The sequence below is a fragment of the Arthrobacter sp. NPDC058288 genome (assembly GCF_042880995.1).
Classification (GTDB): domain Bacteria; phylum Actinomycetota; class Actinomycetes; order Actinomycetales; family Micrococcaceae; genus Arthrobacter.
In genome coordinates, this window is record NZ_JBHVYH010000007.1 from 243,239 (window position 1) to 259,711 (window position 16,473).

General features: G+C 65.3%; 14 protein-coding genes and 1 tRNA gene. 3 read left to right on the top strand and 12 right to left on the bottom strand.

Annotated elements, in window-relative coordinates; genetic code table 11:
- Nucleotides 1–39 precede the first annotated feature (39 nt).
- Nucleotides 40–1,878, top strand: coding sequence for an AMP-dependent synthetase/ligase (locus ACFVWT_RS18015; RefSeq protein WP_390250213.1), 1,839 nt, complete (start codon nucleotides 40–42; stop codon nucleotides 1,876–1,878).
- 69 nt (nucleotides 1,879–1,947) lie between these two features.
- On the opposite strand, the gene ACFVWT_RS18020 is transcribed toward ACFVWT_RS18015, so the two are convergent.
- Nucleotides 1,948–5,343, bottom strand: coding sequence for a pyruvate carboxylase (locus ACFVWT_RS18020; protein WP_390250215.1), 3,396 nt, complete (start codon nucleotides 5,341–5,343; stop codon nucleotides 1,948–1,950).
- 306 nt (nucleotides 5,344–5,649) lie between these two features.
- Between ACFVWT_RS18020 and ACFVWT_RS18025 the strand changes: the two genes are divergently transcribed.
- On the top strand, nucleotides 5,650–6,486 hold the full coding sequence (locus ACFVWT_RS18025) for a ParA family protein (protein WP_390250217.1): 837 nt from the start codon (nucleotides 5,650–5,652) through the stop codon (nucleotides 6,484–6,486).
- Between the two features lie 125 nt (nucleotides 6,487–6,611).
- Here ACFVWT_RS18025 and ACFVWT_RS18030 read toward each other — a convergent pair whose 3' ends face one another.
- The 5 genes from ACFVWT_RS18030 to gcvH all read right to left on the bottom strand — a co-directional run bounded on the left by ACFVWT_RS18030 (nucleotide 6,612) and on the right by gcvH (nucleotide 9,692).
- A complete protein-coding gene (locus ACFVWT_RS18030; protein WP_011691404.1) occupies nucleotides 6,612–7,208 on the bottom strand; it encodes a MerR family transcriptional regulator in 597 nt (198 codons plus the stop codon).
- Nucleotides 7,209–7,450: 242 nt separating this feature from the next.
- The gene (locus tag ACFVWT_RS18035) at nucleotides 7,451–7,954 is read right to left on the bottom strand and encodes a bifunctional nuclease family protein (RefSeq protein WP_011691403.1); all 504 of its coding nucleotides are present in this window, start codon (nucleotides 7,952–7,954) and stop codon (nucleotides 7,451–7,453) included.
- Nucleotides 7,954–8,670, bottom strand: coding sequence for a MerR family transcriptional regulator (locus ACFVWT_RS18040; protein ID WP_390250301.1), 717 nt, complete (start codon nucleotides 8,668–8,670; stop codon nucleotides 7,954–7,956). The genes ACFVWT_RS18035 and ACFVWT_RS18040 overlap by 1 nt, the downstream gene beginning before the upstream one ends.
- 23 nt (nucleotides 8,671–8,693) lie before the next feature.
- On the bottom strand, nucleotides 8,694–9,170 hold the full coding sequence (locus ACFVWT_RS18045; RefSeq protein WP_209746032.1) for an FHA domain-containing protein: 477 nt from the start codon (nucleotides 9,168–9,170) through the stop codon (nucleotides 8,694–8,696).
- A gap of 135 nt (nucleotides 9,171–9,305) precedes the next feature.
- Nucleotides 9,306–9,692: a glycine cleavage system protein GcvH gene (gene gcvH, locus ACFVWT_RS18050; protein ID WP_043429635.1), complete on the bottom strand. Its 387-nt coding sequence runs from the start codon at nucleotides 9,690–9,692 to the stop codon at nucleotides 9,306–9,308.
- 147 nt (nucleotides 9,693–9,839) lie between these two features.
- Here gcvH and ACFVWT_RS18055 point away from each other — a divergent pair, with 147 nt between their 5' ends.
- Complete coding sequence (locus ACFVWT_RS18055) at nucleotides 9,840–10,730, top strand: Fpg/Nei family DNA glycosylase (protein WP_390250220.1); 891 nt, start codon at nucleotides 9,840–9,842, stop codon at nucleotides 10,728–10,730.
- Nucleotides 10,731–10,821: 91 nt separating this feature from the next.
- Here ACFVWT_RS18055 and ACFVWT_RS18060 read toward each other — a convergent pair.
- The 6 genes from ACFVWT_RS18060 to ACFVWT_RS18085 all read right to left on the bottom strand — a co-directional run bounded on the left by ACFVWT_RS18060 (nucleotide 10,822) and on the right by ACFVWT_RS18085 (nucleotide 16,385).
- Nucleotides 10,822–10,898, bottom strand: a tRNA-Pro gene (locus ACFVWT_RS18060).
- Nucleotides 10,899–11,047: 149 nt separating this feature from the next.
- Nucleotides 11,048–12,598 (bottom strand): ribosome biogenesis GTPase Der, encoded by a 1,551-nt coding sequence (der, locus tag ACFVWT_RS18065; protein WP_390250222.1) that lies wholly within the window; start codon nucleotides 12,596–12,598, stop codon nucleotides 11,048–11,050.
- Between the two features lie 10 nt (nucleotides 12,599–12,608).
- Entirely contained in the window at nucleotides 12,609–13,292 is a 684-nt protein-coding gene (locus ACFVWT_RS18070; RefSeq protein WP_390250224.1) for a lysophospholipid acyltransferase family protein, read from the bottom strand.
- Between the two features lie 61 nt (nucleotides 13,293–13,353).
- Entirely contained in the window at nucleotides 13,354–14,067 is a 714-nt protein-coding gene (gene cmk / locus ACFVWT_RS18075; protein ID WP_390250226.1) for a (d)CMP kinase, read from the bottom strand.
- Nucleotides 14,067–15,176: a prephenate dehydrogenase gene (locus ACFVWT_RS18080; protein WP_390250228.1), complete on the bottom strand. Its 1,110-nt coding sequence runs from the start codon at nucleotides 15,174–15,176 to the stop codon at nucleotides 14,067–14,069. The genes cmk and ACFVWT_RS18080 overlap by 1 nt, the downstream gene beginning before the upstream one ends.
- Nucleotides 15,177–15,179: 3 nt before the next feature.
- On the bottom strand, nucleotides 15,180–16,385 hold the full coding sequence (locus tag ACFVWT_RS18085) for a pseudouridine synthase (RefSeq protein WP_390250230.1): 1,206 nt from the start codon (nucleotides 16,383–16,385) through the stop codon (nucleotides 15,180–15,182).
- Nucleotides 16,386–16,473: the final 88 nt, after the last annotated feature.

Below are 16,473 nucleotides of genomic sequence, written 5' to 3' on the forward strand. Positions count from 1 at the left end.
AGTACCCCCTGCGGGTCTATGGATAACAAAGGAGCTATCGTGCGCGAATTCAGTGTTCCGCCCTTGGTGAATGTACCCCCGGAAACCAACATCACCGACCTGGTGTTGCGGCAGGCCGCCAAGGCCTCGAACCCGTCCCTGTTTTCGCGGCTCGATGCCGCCGGACAGTGGCAGGACATTTCTGCCACGGATTTCCTCGCCGACGTGCGTGTCCTGGCCAAGGGCCTCATGGCAAGCGGTGTCGCGGCGGGCGACCGCGTGGGCATCATGTCCCGCACCCGTTACGAATGGGCGCTGGTGGATTTTGCCATCTGGTTTGCGGGCGGCATCTCCGTTCCCATCTACGAAACCTCCTCCCCCAGCCAGGTTGCCTGGAACCTGGGCGACTCGGGTGCCGTCGCCGCCTTTGGCGAGTCGGCGCACCACGAGGACATCATCCGGCAGGCCGCGACGGGAGAAGGGCTTTCCGCCCTGGCCCACGTCTGGCAGCTTGAGGGCGCCGGCCTGGACGAGCTTCGCACGGCCGGGACCGCTGTCAGCGACGATGAACTGGAAGCCCGCCGGAGCCTGGCTTCGCTGGCCGACGTCGCGACGATCATCTACACCTCCGGCACCACCGGAAGGCCCAAGGGCTGCGAGCTGACGCACGGAAACTTCGTGGAACTGTCGGAGAACGCACTCGCCACGTCGCTATCAGGCATCGTCCATGAGCAGGCGAGGACCATCATGTTCCTCCCTCTGGCCCACGTGTTCGCCCGGTTCATCTCGGTCCTGGCCGTGGCTGCCGGCGTCACCGTGGCGCACACCCCGGACATCAAACACCTCCTGCCGGACCTGCAGAGCTACAAGCCCACATTCATCCTTGCTGTCCCGCGCGTATTCGAAAAGGTCTACAACTCCGCGCTCACCAAGGCCGAGGACAGCGGCAAGGGCGCCATCTTCCACAAAGCCGCCGACACCGCCATCGCCTACTCACGGGCCCGGCAGGCCGGATCCATCGGCCTCGGCCTCAAACTCCGCCACGCGCTGTTCGACAAGCTGGTTTACGCCAAGCTCCGTGCGGCGATGGGCGGCCAGGTGGCCCACGCCGTGTCCGGCGGCGGACCACTGGGCGAACGCCTGGGCCACTTCTTCCAGGGCATCGGCATGCAGATCCTCGAAGGCTACGGCCTCACCGAGACCACCGCGCCGATCACCGTCAACACTCCCTCGCTCATCAGGATCGGGACGGTAGGTGCTCCCCTGCCCGGAAATGCGGTCAAGATAGCCGACGACGGCGAAATCCTCGCCAAGGGCGTCTGCGTAATGCGCGGCTACTACAAGCGCGACGACCTCGCGGCAGACACGTTCGTGGACGGCTGGTTCCGCACGGGCGACATCGGACAAATGGACGCCGACGGCTTCCTGACGATCACGGGCCGCAAGAAGGAAATCATCGTGACGGCCAGCGGCAAGAACGTTGTGCCTGCCCTGCTGGAAGACCAGATCCGCGCCGACGCCCTCGTCTCCCAGGTCCTGGTTGTGGGAGACAACATGCCGTTCATCGGTGCCTTGGTGACACTCGATGAGGAAGCCCTGCCGGGATGGCTGCAGCGTCACGGGCTTCCGGCCGGCACCACGGTCGCGGAGGCAGCAGACCATCCGGTGGTCAAGGCCGCCGTCCAGGACCTCATCACCCGCGCCAACCAGTCCGTTTCGCAGGCGGAAGCCATCAAATCGTTCCGGATCGTACCGTCCGATTTCACGGAGGCATCCGGTCACCTCACCCCGTCCATGAAAGTGAAGCGGGCCCAGGTGATGAAGGACTTCGAGTCAGTCATCGGCGAAATGTACGCTGCACCGCGCCCGGCCCGCACCGAGCCGTCCGGACAGCACTAGCGCCAGACACAAATGGGGCCTCCCGGTTCACACCGGGAGGCCCCTTTTTGTCGCTTACGGGACGTGTTGCTACTCGACGACGAGCAGCAGGTCTCCGCCCTGCACCTGTTCCACGGCGCCGACCGCGAGGCGCGAAACCGTGCCGGCCACCGGCGTCGTAATTGAGGCCTCCATCTTCATGGCCTCGATGGTGGCAACGGTGTCGCCGGCCTTGACGGCGTCGCCCACCTTGACGGTGAGGGTGACAGCTCCGGCGAACGGCGCGGCGACGTGGCCCGGCTGGCTGGCATCGGCCTTTTCGGCCGCCTTGACGTTGCTGACCACTGAACGGTCGCGGACCACTACGGGCCTCGACTGTCCGTTGAGCGTACACATCACCGTGCGCATGCCCTTCTCGTCAGGCTCCGACACGGCTTCGAGGGAGGCGATCAAGCGGACGCCCTTCTCCAGCTCGATCTCGTGCTCGGCTCCGCGCTGAAGGCCGAAGAGGTAGTCACGGGTGTCCAGGACGGAGAGGTTGCCGTAGGTCTCCACGCTCTTCTGGTAGTCCTTGGTGGGACCTTCGAAGAGCAGGCGGTTGAGCGTCTGCTGGCGGGTTTTTGAGTCGCCCTTCAGTGCAGCACTGTCCTCGGCGCTCAGCTCGGCGTCGCGCACCTTGATGCTGCGGCCCTGGAGGGCCTTGGTGCGGAACGGCTCGGGCCAGCCTCCCGGAGGATCACCGAGTTCACCGGAGAGGAAGCCGATGACGGAATCCGGGATGTCGTAGCTCTGCGGGTTTTCATTGAAGTCCGCAGGATCGGCATTGAGGCCAACGAGGTGCAGGGCAAGGTCGCCCACCACCTTCGACGACGGGGTGACCTTCACGAGGCGGCCCAGGATGCGGTCGGCTGCCGTGTACATGTCCTCGATGGCCTCGAAGCGTTCGCCAAGGCCAAGGGCCATGGCCTGCTGGCGCAGGTTGGACAGCTGCCCGCCGGGGATCTCGTGCTGGTAGACACGGCCCGTGGGACCGGGCAGGCCCGACTCGAACGGAGCGTAGACGCGGCGCACGGCCTCCCAGTAGGGTTCCAGCGAGCTGACCTTGGCCAGCCCCAGGCCTGTGTCGCGCGGGGTGTGTGCCAGCGCGGCAACCAGGGCGGAGGCTGAAGGCTGGCTGGTGGTGCCGGCAAGGGAAGCCGAGGCGACATCCACTGCGTCCACCCCTGCGTCCACTGCCGCCAGGAGCGTAGCCAGCTGGCCGCCTGCGGTGTCGTGGGTGTGAAGGTGGACCGGAAGGTCAAAGCGTTCACGCAAGGCGGCCACGAGCTTCGCAGCAGCCGCGGGACGCAAGAGCCCTGCCATGTCCTTGATGGCCAGGATGTGGGCGCCTGCGTCCACGATCTTCTGCGCCAGCTCCAGGTAGTAGTCCAGCGTGTAGAGCTTTTCATCCGGATCGAGCATGTCGCCGGTGTAGCACAGGGCAACTTCAGCGACGGCGGTGCCGGTGGCCCGCACAGCGCGGATGGCCGGAGCCATCTGGTTGACGTCGTTGAGGGCGTCGAAAATGCGGAAGATGTCGATGCCGGTCGCTGCGGCCTCGTTGACGAATGCCTCAGTAACTTCCTCGGGGTACGGCGTGTAGCCCACGGTGTTGCGGCCGCGGAGGAGCATCTGCAGGCAAATGTTGGGCAATGCCTTGCGCAGCGCCGCAAGCCGGTCCCAGGGATCTTCCCCGAGGAACCGCAGGGCGACGTCGTACGTGGCGCCGCCCCAGGCCTCCACGGACAGCAGTTCAGGAAGCAGCGCGGACACGGCAGGACCGGCCGCCACGAGGTCGCGGGTACGGACCCGGGTGGCCAGCAGTGACTGGTGGGCGTCCCGGAAGGTGGTGTCCGTGACGGCGACGGCCTGCTGCTCGCGCAGCGCCTTGGCAAATCCCTCGGGACCCAGCTCAAGCAGCCGCTGGCGCGAACCCTTGGGGGCGGGGGCGTCCCCGACTGCGGGCAGCTTGGCAGCCGGGTCCGAGTGAACCGTGAGGTCGCCGTTCGGCTTGTTGACAGTGACCTCTGCCAGCCAGGTCAGCAGCTTGGTGCCGCGGTCCGCGGAGACGCGGGCCTTCAACAGCTCAGGGCGCTGGTCGATGAAGTTGGTGGCCACATCGCCGGCGATGAAGTCCTGGTCGTCCAGCACGGCCTGGAGGAAGGAAATGTTGGTGGATACGCCGCGGATGCGGAATTCCGCCAGGGCGCGACGCGCCCTGGCCACTGCTGCGGGGTAATCGCGGCCGCGGCAGGTCAGTTTGACCAGCATGGAGTCGAAGTGCGGGCTGATTTCGGCGCCCGAGTAGACGGTGCCGCCGTCGAGCCGGACACCCGCGCCACCGGCGGAACGGTAACCGGTGATCTTTCCGACGTCCGGACGGAAACCGTTGGCCGGATCCTCGGTGGTGATGCGGCACTGCAGTGCGGCGCCCTTGAGCTGGACGGTGTCCTGCGACAGGCCGAGGTCGGCGAGCGTCTCGCCCGACGCGATGCGCAGCTGGGCCTGGACGAGGTCCACATCGGTGACTTCCTCAGTGACCGTGTGCTCCACCTGGATGCGCGGGTTCATCTCGATGAACACATGCTGGCCTGCGCGTTCCCCGACGGTGTCCACCAGGAACTCCACGGTGCCGGCGTTGACGTAGTTGAGCGCCTTGGCGAACTTCACCGCATCCCGGTACAGGGCCTGACGGATGCCTTCATCGAGGTTCGGCGCCGGCGCGATCTCGATCACCTTCTGGTGGCGGCGCTGGATGGAGCAGTCGCGTTCGAAGAGGTGCATGACGTTGCCCTCGGCATCGGCCAGGATCTGGACCTCGATGTGGCGGGGGCGGAGTACGGCCTGCTCCAGGAACATGGTGGGATCACCGAAAGCGGCGTCGGCCTCGCGCATGGCAGCCTGGAGGGCCTCGGGGAGGGCCTCGCGGGTGTCCACGCGGCGCATGCCTCGGCCTCCGCCGCCGGCGACGGCCTTGGCGAAAATGGGAAAGCCGATTTCGTCCGCTGCAGCGATCAGTTCATCCAGGTCCTTGGAGGGCTGGCTCGACTTGAGGACGGGAACGCCGGCGGCGCGCGCCGCTTCAAGAGCGGCGACCTTGTTTCCGGCGAGTTCAAGGACCTCGGCCGGCGGCCCGACAAAGGTGATACCGGCCTCTTTGGCTGCCCGTGCGAGGCGGGGGTTCTCCGAGAGGAAGCCATAGCCGGGGTAGATGGCATCGGCACCGGCTTCCTTGGCCACGCGGACCACTTCGTCCACGTCGAGGTACGCCCGGACAGGGTGGCCCTCTTCGCCGATCAGGTACGCTTCGTCAGCCTTCTGGCGGTGGATGGAGTTTCGGTCCTCGTTGGGGAACACGGCAACAGTCTTGGCGCCCAGCTCGTAGCCGGCACGGAAGGCGCGGATCGCGATTTCGCCGCGGTTAGCCACCAGAATTTTGGAAAACATACTTCTCCTGCATCATTGCGGGTGTATCGATAAGTGGTCACAGTGTGTAAGACGGGCGCGTGGAAACACAAATCATTGTGTCGACCATCACAGAATTATCCGTCATCTCAGCGGGAATAGGCAGGCCCAAGCAGTGATGCCTCCGGCGGCAACGTGGGATGCGCCGCACACACGCCCGATGAAACCGGATTCAACACCGCGGCAACATATGATGAGTCGGGGGCGCTTACGCGCGCCCTCCGCTCCGGGGAGCCGGAGCCGGCACTACCCCAACACGGCAACCGGCGTTAGGTATTGGTTTTTCAAGTGCAAGTAGTCAGCATCAGCAGCCTCAAAGGCGGGGTCGGCAAAACATCCGTCACCACCGGATTGGCATCTGCGGCCCTGGCCGCCGGCATCCCCACCCTCGTGGTGGACCTTGATCCGCACGCGGATGCCAGCACGGCGCTGGGTGTCCAGCCGGATGACCAGCTGGACATCGGCCGGATGCTCAAGAGCCCGCGCCGCGCCAAGCTCGCGGAGAACGTGGTCACCAGCGGCTGGGTGGCGCGGGAAAACTACAACGGAGCCCGGCCCGCCGTCCTGGACGTGGCTGTCGGCTCCGCATATACCGGAATCTACGATCGGCCGGACCTGGGCCGCAGGGACCTGCGCCGGCTCTCGGCTGTCCTGGCCGGCACGGACAAGTACCAGCTGATCCTGGTTGACTGCCCTCCCTCGCTGAACGGACTGACCCGGATGGCATGGTCCGCCAGCGACAAGGTGGCCCTCGTAGCCGAGCCGGGACTGTTTTCAGTAGCAGGCACCGAGCGCACCATGCGCGCCATCCAGCTGTTCCGCCAGGAGTTCGCACCGAACCTCTCCCCCGCCGGCATTATCGCGAACCGCGTACGCTCGGGGTCGTCCGAGCACGCCTTCCGCCTGGCCGAGATGCAGTCGATGTTCGGTGAACTGTTGCTGACACCGCACATTCCGGAGCAGGCGAACTGGCAGCAGATCCAGGGTGCCGCCCATTCCGTGCATCACTGGCCGGGCGATTCCGCGAAGAATGCGGCCAGCCTGTTCAATACGCTTCTCGACAACCTCATGGCCTCCAACGGCGCGGATTCCGCCGGGGCACTCCGCGAACGCAGCATTCGGTAGCCCACCACGCAAACGGCCGACGCTGGTACACGAACTGCACAGAAAGGCCGCCTTCCGGATGGAAGGCGGCCTTTCTCTTGCTTCGGGGTTTTTGCTACGGCAGGACGCCAGCCGATCCGTCAGCTTCAGCCGGTCTTGCGGGCGGCCCTGCGCTTGCTGAGTTCGTCGTCCGGAAAGGACTGTTCGACGGCGTGCTCGCTGGGAAGCGCTGCGAGGCTGCCTTCCACTTCGCGCCACACACGTCCGACTGCGATCCCGAACACGCCCTGGCCGCCCTGGACGAGATCGATGACCTCATCCGCAGACGTGCACTCGTAGACGCTGGCGCCATCGCTCATGAGGGTAATCTGCGCCAGGTCCTCAACGCCGCGTTCGCGCAGGTGCTCAACGGCGGAACGGATCTGCTGCAGTGACACTCCAGTATCGAGCAGCCGTTTGACGACTTTCAGCACCAGGATGTCGCGGAAGCCGTAGAGGCGCTGCGAGCCGGAACCGGCGGCGCCGCGCACGGCAGGCTCCACCAGGCCTGTGCGTGCCCAGTAGTCGAGTTGGCGGTAAGTGATACCGGCTGCCTTGCAGGCCGTCGGTCCGCGGTAGCCCGCATCTTCGTCCAGTACGGGGAGGTCTTCCGTGAAGAGGAGGCCCTGAGCACCGCTCGCAGGCAGGGCTACGCCTGCCGTTGAAGCCTGCTTTAGCTCGCCAGCTTCGCCTTTCGGACTCACGTGGGACCCTCCTCGTCTTATGCTCCCCTAGGGAAGTAGCAGCAACAGCGAACACAGACCTGAAATTCATCTGTGTAATTCAGCCGGGGCTGCACATTCCAGTGTGACTTGCGCGGCTGTTGTACGCAATGGGAACTTGATATCTTCGACGTTAGGCCTGCCGCGCCCCAAGGTCAAAGACGTTGGCCCCATTTCAGGGGCGTGTCGAAACTTTCAGCCTCGACTTTAACCTTAACGTGATCTCAGCCGTCGAAATCTTCCGGTTCCACGTCGTCCAGGAACTCCCGAAAGCGCCGCAGTTCGCGCTCCTCGTCCACGGTCGGGCCCGGTTCGGTGTCTTCGCCTTCATCATGCTCGGTGATCCTGACCCCGGCCTCATCCATCACCGAGTCGGCGCACCAGATACGGCATTTGGCCCGCAACGCCAGCGCAAGGGCGTCCGAGGCCCTGGAGCTGACCGTGGTGCCGTCCTCGAACTGCAGCTGTCCGTAGAAGATGTTGTCCTCGACGGCGACGATGTTCACGCTGACAATGGAGTGGCCCAGGGACTCCACAACGTCAATGAGGAGGTCGTGCGTCATGGGCCGCGGCGGAACCACACCCTGCTGGGCCAATGCAATGGCGCTGGCTTCAGGGGTGCCAATCCAGATGGGCACGTGCCGTTCGCCGTGAATCTCCCGCAACAGCACCAGCGGCTGGTTCGACGGCAGTTCGATCCGCACACCCACGATCTCGACTTCAATCATCAGATATCCATTCGCGATATACGGTCCTGCACCAAGGCACGGTGCAGCGTCAGGCAGAGATCACTGATTTCGCGGGCAGCCTCGGCGGCCCGGGCGTGCGAGGCCGCGTCCTTGCGGGAGGTCAGCGGAGCTACGGCACGCTCCACCAGCCCGAACTCCCGCTCCGCAGCGGCCTGGAACGGCCGCAGGTGGCGCGGCTCAAGGCCGTGGCTTTCCAGCTGCACGCAGGCGCGGGCCACCTGAAGGGCATGTTCATCGAACTTCCCGTTGACGTGTCCGATCAGGCCGAACTCGAGGAGGGAGCGCAGCAGCGGCACACTGGCGCCGGATTCGGCCCGCAGCTGGTCCTCGCTCAGCCTGCGCACCTTGTTCTGCAGCTCAGTGGCGAGCTCGTCCGACACGATCCGCGGCGACACCGTGACGCCGGGCGGCAGGTTCTCCGGGCGTTCTCCCCGGTCAATGGCGTCGAGGTAATCCTTGATGACCTTAAGCGGAAGATACTGATCCCGTTGCAGGGCCAGCACGAACCGCAGCCGCTCAACATCGGTGTCCGAATACTGCCGATAGCCGGCCGGGGTGCGTTGCGGGTTGATCAGGCCTTTTTCTTCGAGGAACCTGATCTTGGACGCAGTCATTCCAGGAAAGTCGTCGCTCAGCTGCGCGAGTACTTCCCCGATGTTCAGGACCTGGGGTCCGCGCCGTTCCGGTTGTGCCAGTGCCACAGGCAACTACCCCGGGATCAGACGTTGCCTGCTGCGCGGGCAGGGCTGAGGTAGAAAGTGAGCCGGAACTTGCCGATCTGGACTTCATTACCGGATTTGAGCTCCACGCTGTCCACGCGGTCGTGGTTGACGTAGGTGCCGTTGAGGCTGCCCGTATCAACAACTTCGAAGCTCCGTGCCGTCCGGCGGAATTCGACGTGGCGGCGGGACACCGTGACATCGTCCAGGAAGATGTCCGCGTCCGGGTGGCGCCCGGCGGTGGTGACGTCGGAGTCCAACAGGAATCGTGCACCGGTGTTCGGACCGCTGTGGGCGACCAGGAGTGCCGAGCCGTACGGAAGGGCTTCAACCGCAACCCGCTCCTCCGGAGAGAGCTTGGGAGCGATGGTCGGCTCATCACGGATTGGCGTGAGGTGGATTGAGGTGGTCTCCGAAGCCTTCACTCCGCCCGTGCCGTAATCACCACCGCTGTGGCTATTTTCGTGACCAACCATGGATTCCTCCTCTTCCGTTGCAGATGTCCCCCTGCAAACAACGCGTGCCCTCCGGAAAAGCCTGGCAGATCCGGTTCTACGGCGTGCGGCCCGGCTGTCAATCTCTCAACAGCCGGACCTCCATGCCGGTTATCTTTAGCCTACCTGTTGTTCGTACTCCGATGCACTGAGCAGGGACTCCACTGCGTCGGCCTCGGCAAGCTTGACCTCAATCAGCCAGCCCTCGCCGTAAGGATCGCTGTTAATAAGTGCCGAGTCGGTGTCCAGGGCTTCGTTCCTGGCGACGACTTCACCGCTCACGGGAGCGTAGATGTCGCTGACGCTCTTGGTGGACTCAACCTCGCCCACGACCTCGTTGGCCGTCACTTTGGTGCCGACTTCGGGCATCTGCGCGTATACGACGTCACCGAGGGCGTCCTGGGCAAAGTCAGTGATGCCCACCCGCACCACGCCGTCAGTGTTCGGCGCGGAAACCCACTCGTGCTCGGCAGTGTAGGACAGGTCTTCGGGAATGTTGCTCATCAGGGGCCTTTCATCGGGTCAACCACGAATGTTGGTCAATCAGCAATGTCAACGGAGGTCTGCAGAACAAGCCGCCGCTGAAAGTATATGCACATCAACAGCCCCGGCAGGGAGCGCCTGTGGGGACCCTTATGGCACAGTAGTGGCATGCCAGAACTTCCCGAAGTGGCCGGGCTGGGCGCTTTCCTGGGCGACCGGCTTCGTGGAGCCGTGCTGACGAAAATCCAGATCGTTTCGTTCGCGGTGCTCAAGACGGCGGACCCGCCATTTACGGCGCTGGAAGGCCGCACCATCTCCGGCGTCCAGCGCCGGGGAAAGTTCCTCATCATTGATGCGGACGGACTCTATCTCGCGTTCCACCTGGCCAAGGCTGGCTGGCTGCGGTACACCGAGTCGCCGTCGCACGCCCTGCTGCCACGGGGCAAAGGGTACATTGCCGCGCGGCTGGAGTTCGCCAAGAGCCGCCCGGATGCCGACGGCGGCGAATCCCATCTGGGGATCGACCTCACTGAGGCGGGCACAAAAAAGAGCCTTGCCCTTTACGTGGTCCGGGACCCGGAGGAGATCCCCGGCGTCGCGAGCCTGGGCCCGGATCCGTTGGACCCCTCGTTCCGGCTTGAGGATTTCGCCGGGATTCTTTCCTCGAGCAGCCAGCAGATTAAGGGACTGTTACGGAACCAGGGGGTGATCGCCGGGATCGGCAACGCCTACAGCGACGAAATCCTCCACGCTGCCCGGATCTCCCCCTTCGCCATCGCGAAGTCACTGGACCCGGAGGCTGTCCGCGTCCTTTACGACTCCGTGCACAATATCCTGGGGGCCGCGGTGGCAGAGGCCGTGGGGAAGGCACCAAACGAACTGAAGGACGCGAAGCGGAACACCATGCGCGTTCATGGTCGGACCGGACAGGCGTGCCCCGTCTGCGGAGAAACGGTCCGGGAAGTGTCCTTTGCCGACAGGGCGCTGCAGTACTGCCCGCGCTGCCAGACAGGCGGTAAGATCCTCGCCGACCGACGGACGTCGCGTTTCCTGAAGTAGATGCCCGCCGTCAATTCGGCCACGTCGCCAGCCCTGCACAAACAAGAAACGCTCCGCTCCGGGATATTTCCCGGAGCGGAGCGTTTCTCTTTGGTCGGGCTGACAGGATTTGAACCTGCGACCCCTTGACCCCCAGTCAAGTGCGCTACCAAGCTGCGCTACAGCCCGTTAGTTCCGCCGTTCTCCGCCTCGGTTGTCCTCCCCGGTTTCCCAGGATTCTTACCTCAGCAGTCCGGCCGAACCACCTCCAAAAGCTTACACGATTCCGGAGGGTGCCTGTGACACTTTGCGTGTGACACGGGCGAGGTGTGTCGTAATTAACGCTTCTTGCCACGCTTTTCGCGAACACGCATGTTGACCTCGATGGGTGTTCCCTCGAAACCGAAGGTTTCGCGGAGGCGCCGGGTGATGAACCGGCGGTATCCGGGGTCCAGGAAACCGGTGGTGAACAGGACGAACTTCGGCGGACGGCTGGAGGCCTGGGTGCCGAAGAGGATGCGGGGCTGCTTGCCGCCACGGACGGGGTGCGGGTGCGCGGCCACCAGTTCGCCGAGGAAAGCGTTCAGGCGTCCGGTGGGGATGCGCTTGTCCCAGCTTTCCAGTGCGGTATCCAGGGCAGGAACGAGGCGGTCCTTGTGCCAGCCGGTCAGGGCTGAAATGTTGACCCGCGGAGCCCAGGCCACGTGGGCGAGGTCCTGCTCGATTTCACGCTCAAGGTAGGTGCGGCGTTCGTCGTCCAGCAGGTCCCATTTGTTGAACGCGAGAACCAGTGCACGGCCGGATTCGATGGCCAGCTGCAGGATGCGGACATCCTGCTCACTGAGCACTTCGTCCACGGCGAGGAGCACGACGGCGACCTCCGCCTTTTCCAAGGCGCTCTGCGTACGCAGTGAGGCGTAGAAGTCGGCGCCCTGCGCCATGTGCTGGCGGCGGCGGATGCCGGCGGTATCGACGAAACGCCAGGTGCGGCCACCGAGTTCGATGAATTCATCGACGGGGTCGCGCGTGGTGCCGGCGGTGTTGTCCACGACAACGCGCTCGGAACCGGCCAGTTTGTTCAGCAGCGAGGACTTGCCGACGTTCGGACGCCCGATGAGGGCGATGCGGCGCGGGCCGCCGGAGCGCTCCAGGCCTTCGATCGTGGAGTACTCGGGCAGGGTTTCCATGACGTGGTCCAGGAGGTCAGCAACACCCCGGCCGTGCAGTGCCGATACCGGGTACGGTTCGCCGAAGCCGAGGCCCCAGAGCGTTGCCGAGTCGGCTTCCTGTGCGAAGTCATCTACCTTGTTGGCCACCATGATGACCGGTTTCTTGGACTTGCGGAGCATCTTCACGACGGCTTCGTCCGTGGCTGTGGCCCCGACGGCGGAGTCGACGACGAACAGCACGGCGTCGGCGAGCTCCACGGCCATCTCTGCCTGTTCGGCCACGCGGGCATGGATGCCGCGGGCATCATGCTCCCAGCCGCCGGTGTCGACGACCGTGAAGTTCCTGCCGTTCCAGGTGGCCGAGTACATCACCCGGTCACGGGTGACGCCGGGGGTGTCTTCCACCACGGCTTCGCGGCGTCCAAGGATACGGTTTACCAGGGTGGATTTGCCCACGTTGGGCCGGCCGATGATGGCCAGGACCGGGTCGAGCTTGACCGGACCGTCGAAGTCCTGGTCGTCGTAGTGGCCGCTCAGGAGGGCGGCGTCCTCTTCATCCAGTTCATAGTCGTCCAGGCCGGCCCGGAGCGAGGCAGCGCGAAGCTCGGCCTCGTCATCGTCCAGGGCAGCAAGATGCTCCGCCACCTGGTCCGTGCCGGTGGGCGTGTATTCGTCTTCGCCGGCGCCAAATTTGCCGGAGGTTTGAGTCGTATCGCTCATTGCACTTTCCTTAGTGGTGATCTGCCGGCGTCCCGGCTACTTCTTCATGACGTTCTTGCGGTGAATCCGCGCCGGGCAAAGCCTGCCCGCTGAGTTGAATCGTTTGCTGGACATGCCCTGCCAGTGCAGCGCGGATCTCGTTTCCCGCCCTGTCCATTGAAACACGCCCTGTCTCGCCGGGCCTGCGCCCCACAGCCACGGCCTTACCGAAGCTGACGTGCAGCCTCCGGCGCGGCGGCGGAACGGCGTCGAGGTGTTCGCCGCCGATCCTGGTGCCCAGGATGGCAACCGGAATCACGGTGGCACCGGAGTTCAGCGCGAGCCAGGCCACCCCGTTGTTAATGGTGGAGGCCTCGCCGCTCCCCCGTGTTCCTTCGGGAAGGATGCCGATGCACCGGCCGGCGTCGAGCGCGCTCTTGCTCAGCTGCAGCGCGGCACGGTCCCCCGAGCGGTCTACCGGAAACTGGCCGGACGCCGTGAGGACCCGGCCGAGGATCCCCTTGAACATTTCCTGTTTGACGAGGATGTGCATGGGCCGAGGTGATGCTCCGAACATCACCGGCCCGTCCAGGAAGCTGATGTGGTTGCCGGCGAAGATCACAGGCCCTACGGCCGGGACATTTTCCCGTCCGCTGACTGTTGTCCGGTAGACCACGTGGTCGAGCAACCAGCCGACGGGCCGGCTCCACGCCATGGTCCAGGCACCTGGCAGGGCACCACCCGCTTGGAGCGGGCTCTGACGGCGACCGCCGGCGTCAGTCACGGTTGAGGACCTTGTTGACTATGCCCAGGGCTGCGTCGACGGTGCCGTCGAAGTCCAGATCCGAGGAATCCAGGGTGACGACGCCGTCGGCAGCCGTGGTGAAATTGACCACCGTGGAGTCCTTGGCGTCGCGCTGGGTAACCTGCGCTGCCAGTTGCTCCGCGCTCTGCGTGCCGCCCAACTGGACTCCCCGGCGGCGAAGCCGGGCCTCCTCGCTGGCGGTCAGCAGCATGCGGACTTCGGCGCCGGGAGCCACGACGGTGGTGATGTCCCGGCCTTCCACCACGATGCGGCGGTGGTGGACCTCAATAAGTTCACGCTGCCGGCGGACCAGTTCCTTGCGCGCACCGAGGGTGGTGGCGATGGCGCTGACGGCCGAAGAGATGGCCGGTTCCCGGATTGCCTCGGTGACGTCCGTTCCGCCGACCCTAACGTACTCCTCGTGGGGGGTGGTGCTGACGTCCAACGGCAGGTCCTCTGAGGCCTGCTCGATGGCCGCGGCATCCCCCAGGTCGATTCCCCGGTCCAGGCAGTACCAGGTGAGCGCCCGGTACATGGCGCCGGTGTCCAGGTAGGCCAGGCGGAGGCGTCGCGCCACTTCCCTGCTCACACTGGACTTTCCGGATCCCGAGGGGCCGTCGATGGCAACAACCAGCGGCCTGCCCTGGCGAAGCATGGGCACGGTTTCGATGAGTTCCTGTGTCATTACTGCAGTACCCGCCATCCACGGTCGTTGAGAGCTTCAATGAGCAGATCATGTTTGTTGGGCAAGACGGAGAGTTCCACCATGCCTACATTCTGCCCCGAGGAATGATCCAGCCGCAGGTCTTCGAGGTTGACCCCGATTTCGCCGATCTCCGTCAGGAGGCGGGCGATCTGCCCCGGACGGTCGTCCACCAGGACAGTCAGCCAGGAATAGGCCTGCGGAGGTCCGCCGTGCTTGCCCGGAATACGGGACTGCCCGGCATTGCCTTCGCTGATCAGCTGCGCCAGGTCGAGGCGCGCACCGGGGGCGGCCGGATCTTCGAGGGTTCCGATCAGCCGGTTGAGGTCCTCGCGGACACCATGCAGGATCTCCACCACCGGGCCGGCATTCGCGCCGAGGATCTGAACCCATAGGGTGGGGTCGCTGGCAGCGATGCGGGTGACGTCCCGCAGGCCGTTTCCGGCCAGGGACAACGCATGCATGGGCGTACCCTGAAGCCGGCTGGCCACCAGTGAAGACATCACCTGGGGAAGATGCGACACAAGCGCCACGGCGTGATCATGTTCCTCCGCGCCGAACTGTGTCACCACGGCGCCGAGGTCGGTCGCCAGGGCCCGGGCGGCCTGCAGTGCGCCGGGCGATGTTTCCCCGGAAGGGCACACCACCCACGGCATGGAGGTGAACAGCTCACCGCGGGCCGCCACCGGCCCGGACTTCTCCCGGCCGGCCATGGGATGCGTCCCCACGTAGCGGGAAAGATCCACCCCGCGCCCGCGAAGGTCAGCCAGGATGCCGGCCTTCACACTGGCGATATCCACCACCGTTGCGGCGGGGTAATCAGCCAAGGAGCGTTCCACCACATCCGCCGTTACGTCCGGCGGTGCGGCCACAACGACGAGTTCGGGCTGCTCGTCACCAAGGCGCGACAACGGAAGGCCTGCCCCGATATCGACCGCGACCGCCTGGTTGGTGGGCGACGGGTCGGACAGGAACACGGACACCCCGCGGCCCCGCAGGCCCAGGCCGATGCTGGTTCCCAGCAGTCCCGTGCCAATAACCACCACCGGGCCGTTCAGGTGCCCGCGGCCGTGGGTGCGAAAGGCAGACATGCGCTACAGCCCTACTGATGCCAGCAGGTGGCCGACTTCCTGCTTACCGAGGTTGCGGATGCTCCCCTGGCGCTGGTCTCCCAGGCCAATGGGTCCCACCTTGACGCGCACGAGCCGCAGTACCGGGAAGCCGACGGCGTCAAAGAGACGGCGCACGATCCGGTTCTTGCCGGAGTGCAGCACAACCTCGATCAGCACGTGGCCCGGAGTGGAGTCCACCAGCTTAAAGGAGTCAACCGAGGCCATTCCGTCCTCAAGCTCAACGCCAGCCTTCAGCTGCGCGCCGATTCCCTGCGGGAACGGGCCGCGAACCTGGACCAGGTACGTCTTGGGCACCTCGTAGGACGGGTGCGTCAGGCGGTTGGCCAGTTCGCCGTCGTTGGTCAACAGGAGCAGACCCTCGGTGGCGACGTCGAGCCGTCCCACGTGGAAGAGGCGTTCGCCGTGGGTGTTGCGGACGAAGTCGCTGATGCACGGGCGGCCGTCCGGGTCCTCCATGGTGGACACAACGCCCTTGGGCTTGTTGAACACCATGTAGACCATGTTTTCGTCCAGCTGGATACGCAGGCCGTCGACATGGATGACTGCCGTTTTCGGGTCGACGCGGACGCCCAGCTCGGTGACGACCTTGCCGTCCACCTCGACGCGTCCCTCGGAGATCATTTCCTCGCACACGCGCCGTGAAGCAACACCGGCGGAGGCCATGACCTTCTGCAGGCGGATGCCGTCGGCGTCGTGCACTTCGGACTGGGGCACGTCGCCGCGGGGTCCGCGCTTGCGCGAAGGCTTGCGGACGGCACCCAGGTTCTGGCCGAACCGTTCGCCGCCGAAGGCGCGCGTACCGAACGTCTTGGCCGCGGCAGACCGCGGCTTGGGCTTCAGCGCGCCGGGGGTGCCGGGCTCCTTGCCGGCGCCGGGCTTGCGCGAACCGGGCTTCCGGGTGGCAGGTTTGCCCTGCTTCCAGTCACCGGACGCCGGGCGGTCTGCCGGCGCGCCGGCGGGACCTTGCAGGTCCGGATCGATGAAGGCCTCTTCGCGAGGCTTGGGGCGTTTGAAGGGACGGTCGCCGCCGCCCTTGTAGCCGGCGCCGCCGGCCCCGCCTCCACGGCTGCCGCCGCCCTGTACCGGATAGCGTCCGGCCTGATTTTGTCCGGCGCTGTTGCGTCCCGAACTGTTACGTGGTGAACCCTGGCGTCCCGCCTGTGTCATGACCCGTCCTTCGTTATGGTGGCCGGCGTTGGTTGTCTCCCGACAACACTCGCCAGCCGGGCGGATTGCTTCCGCCCTGGTGGATACT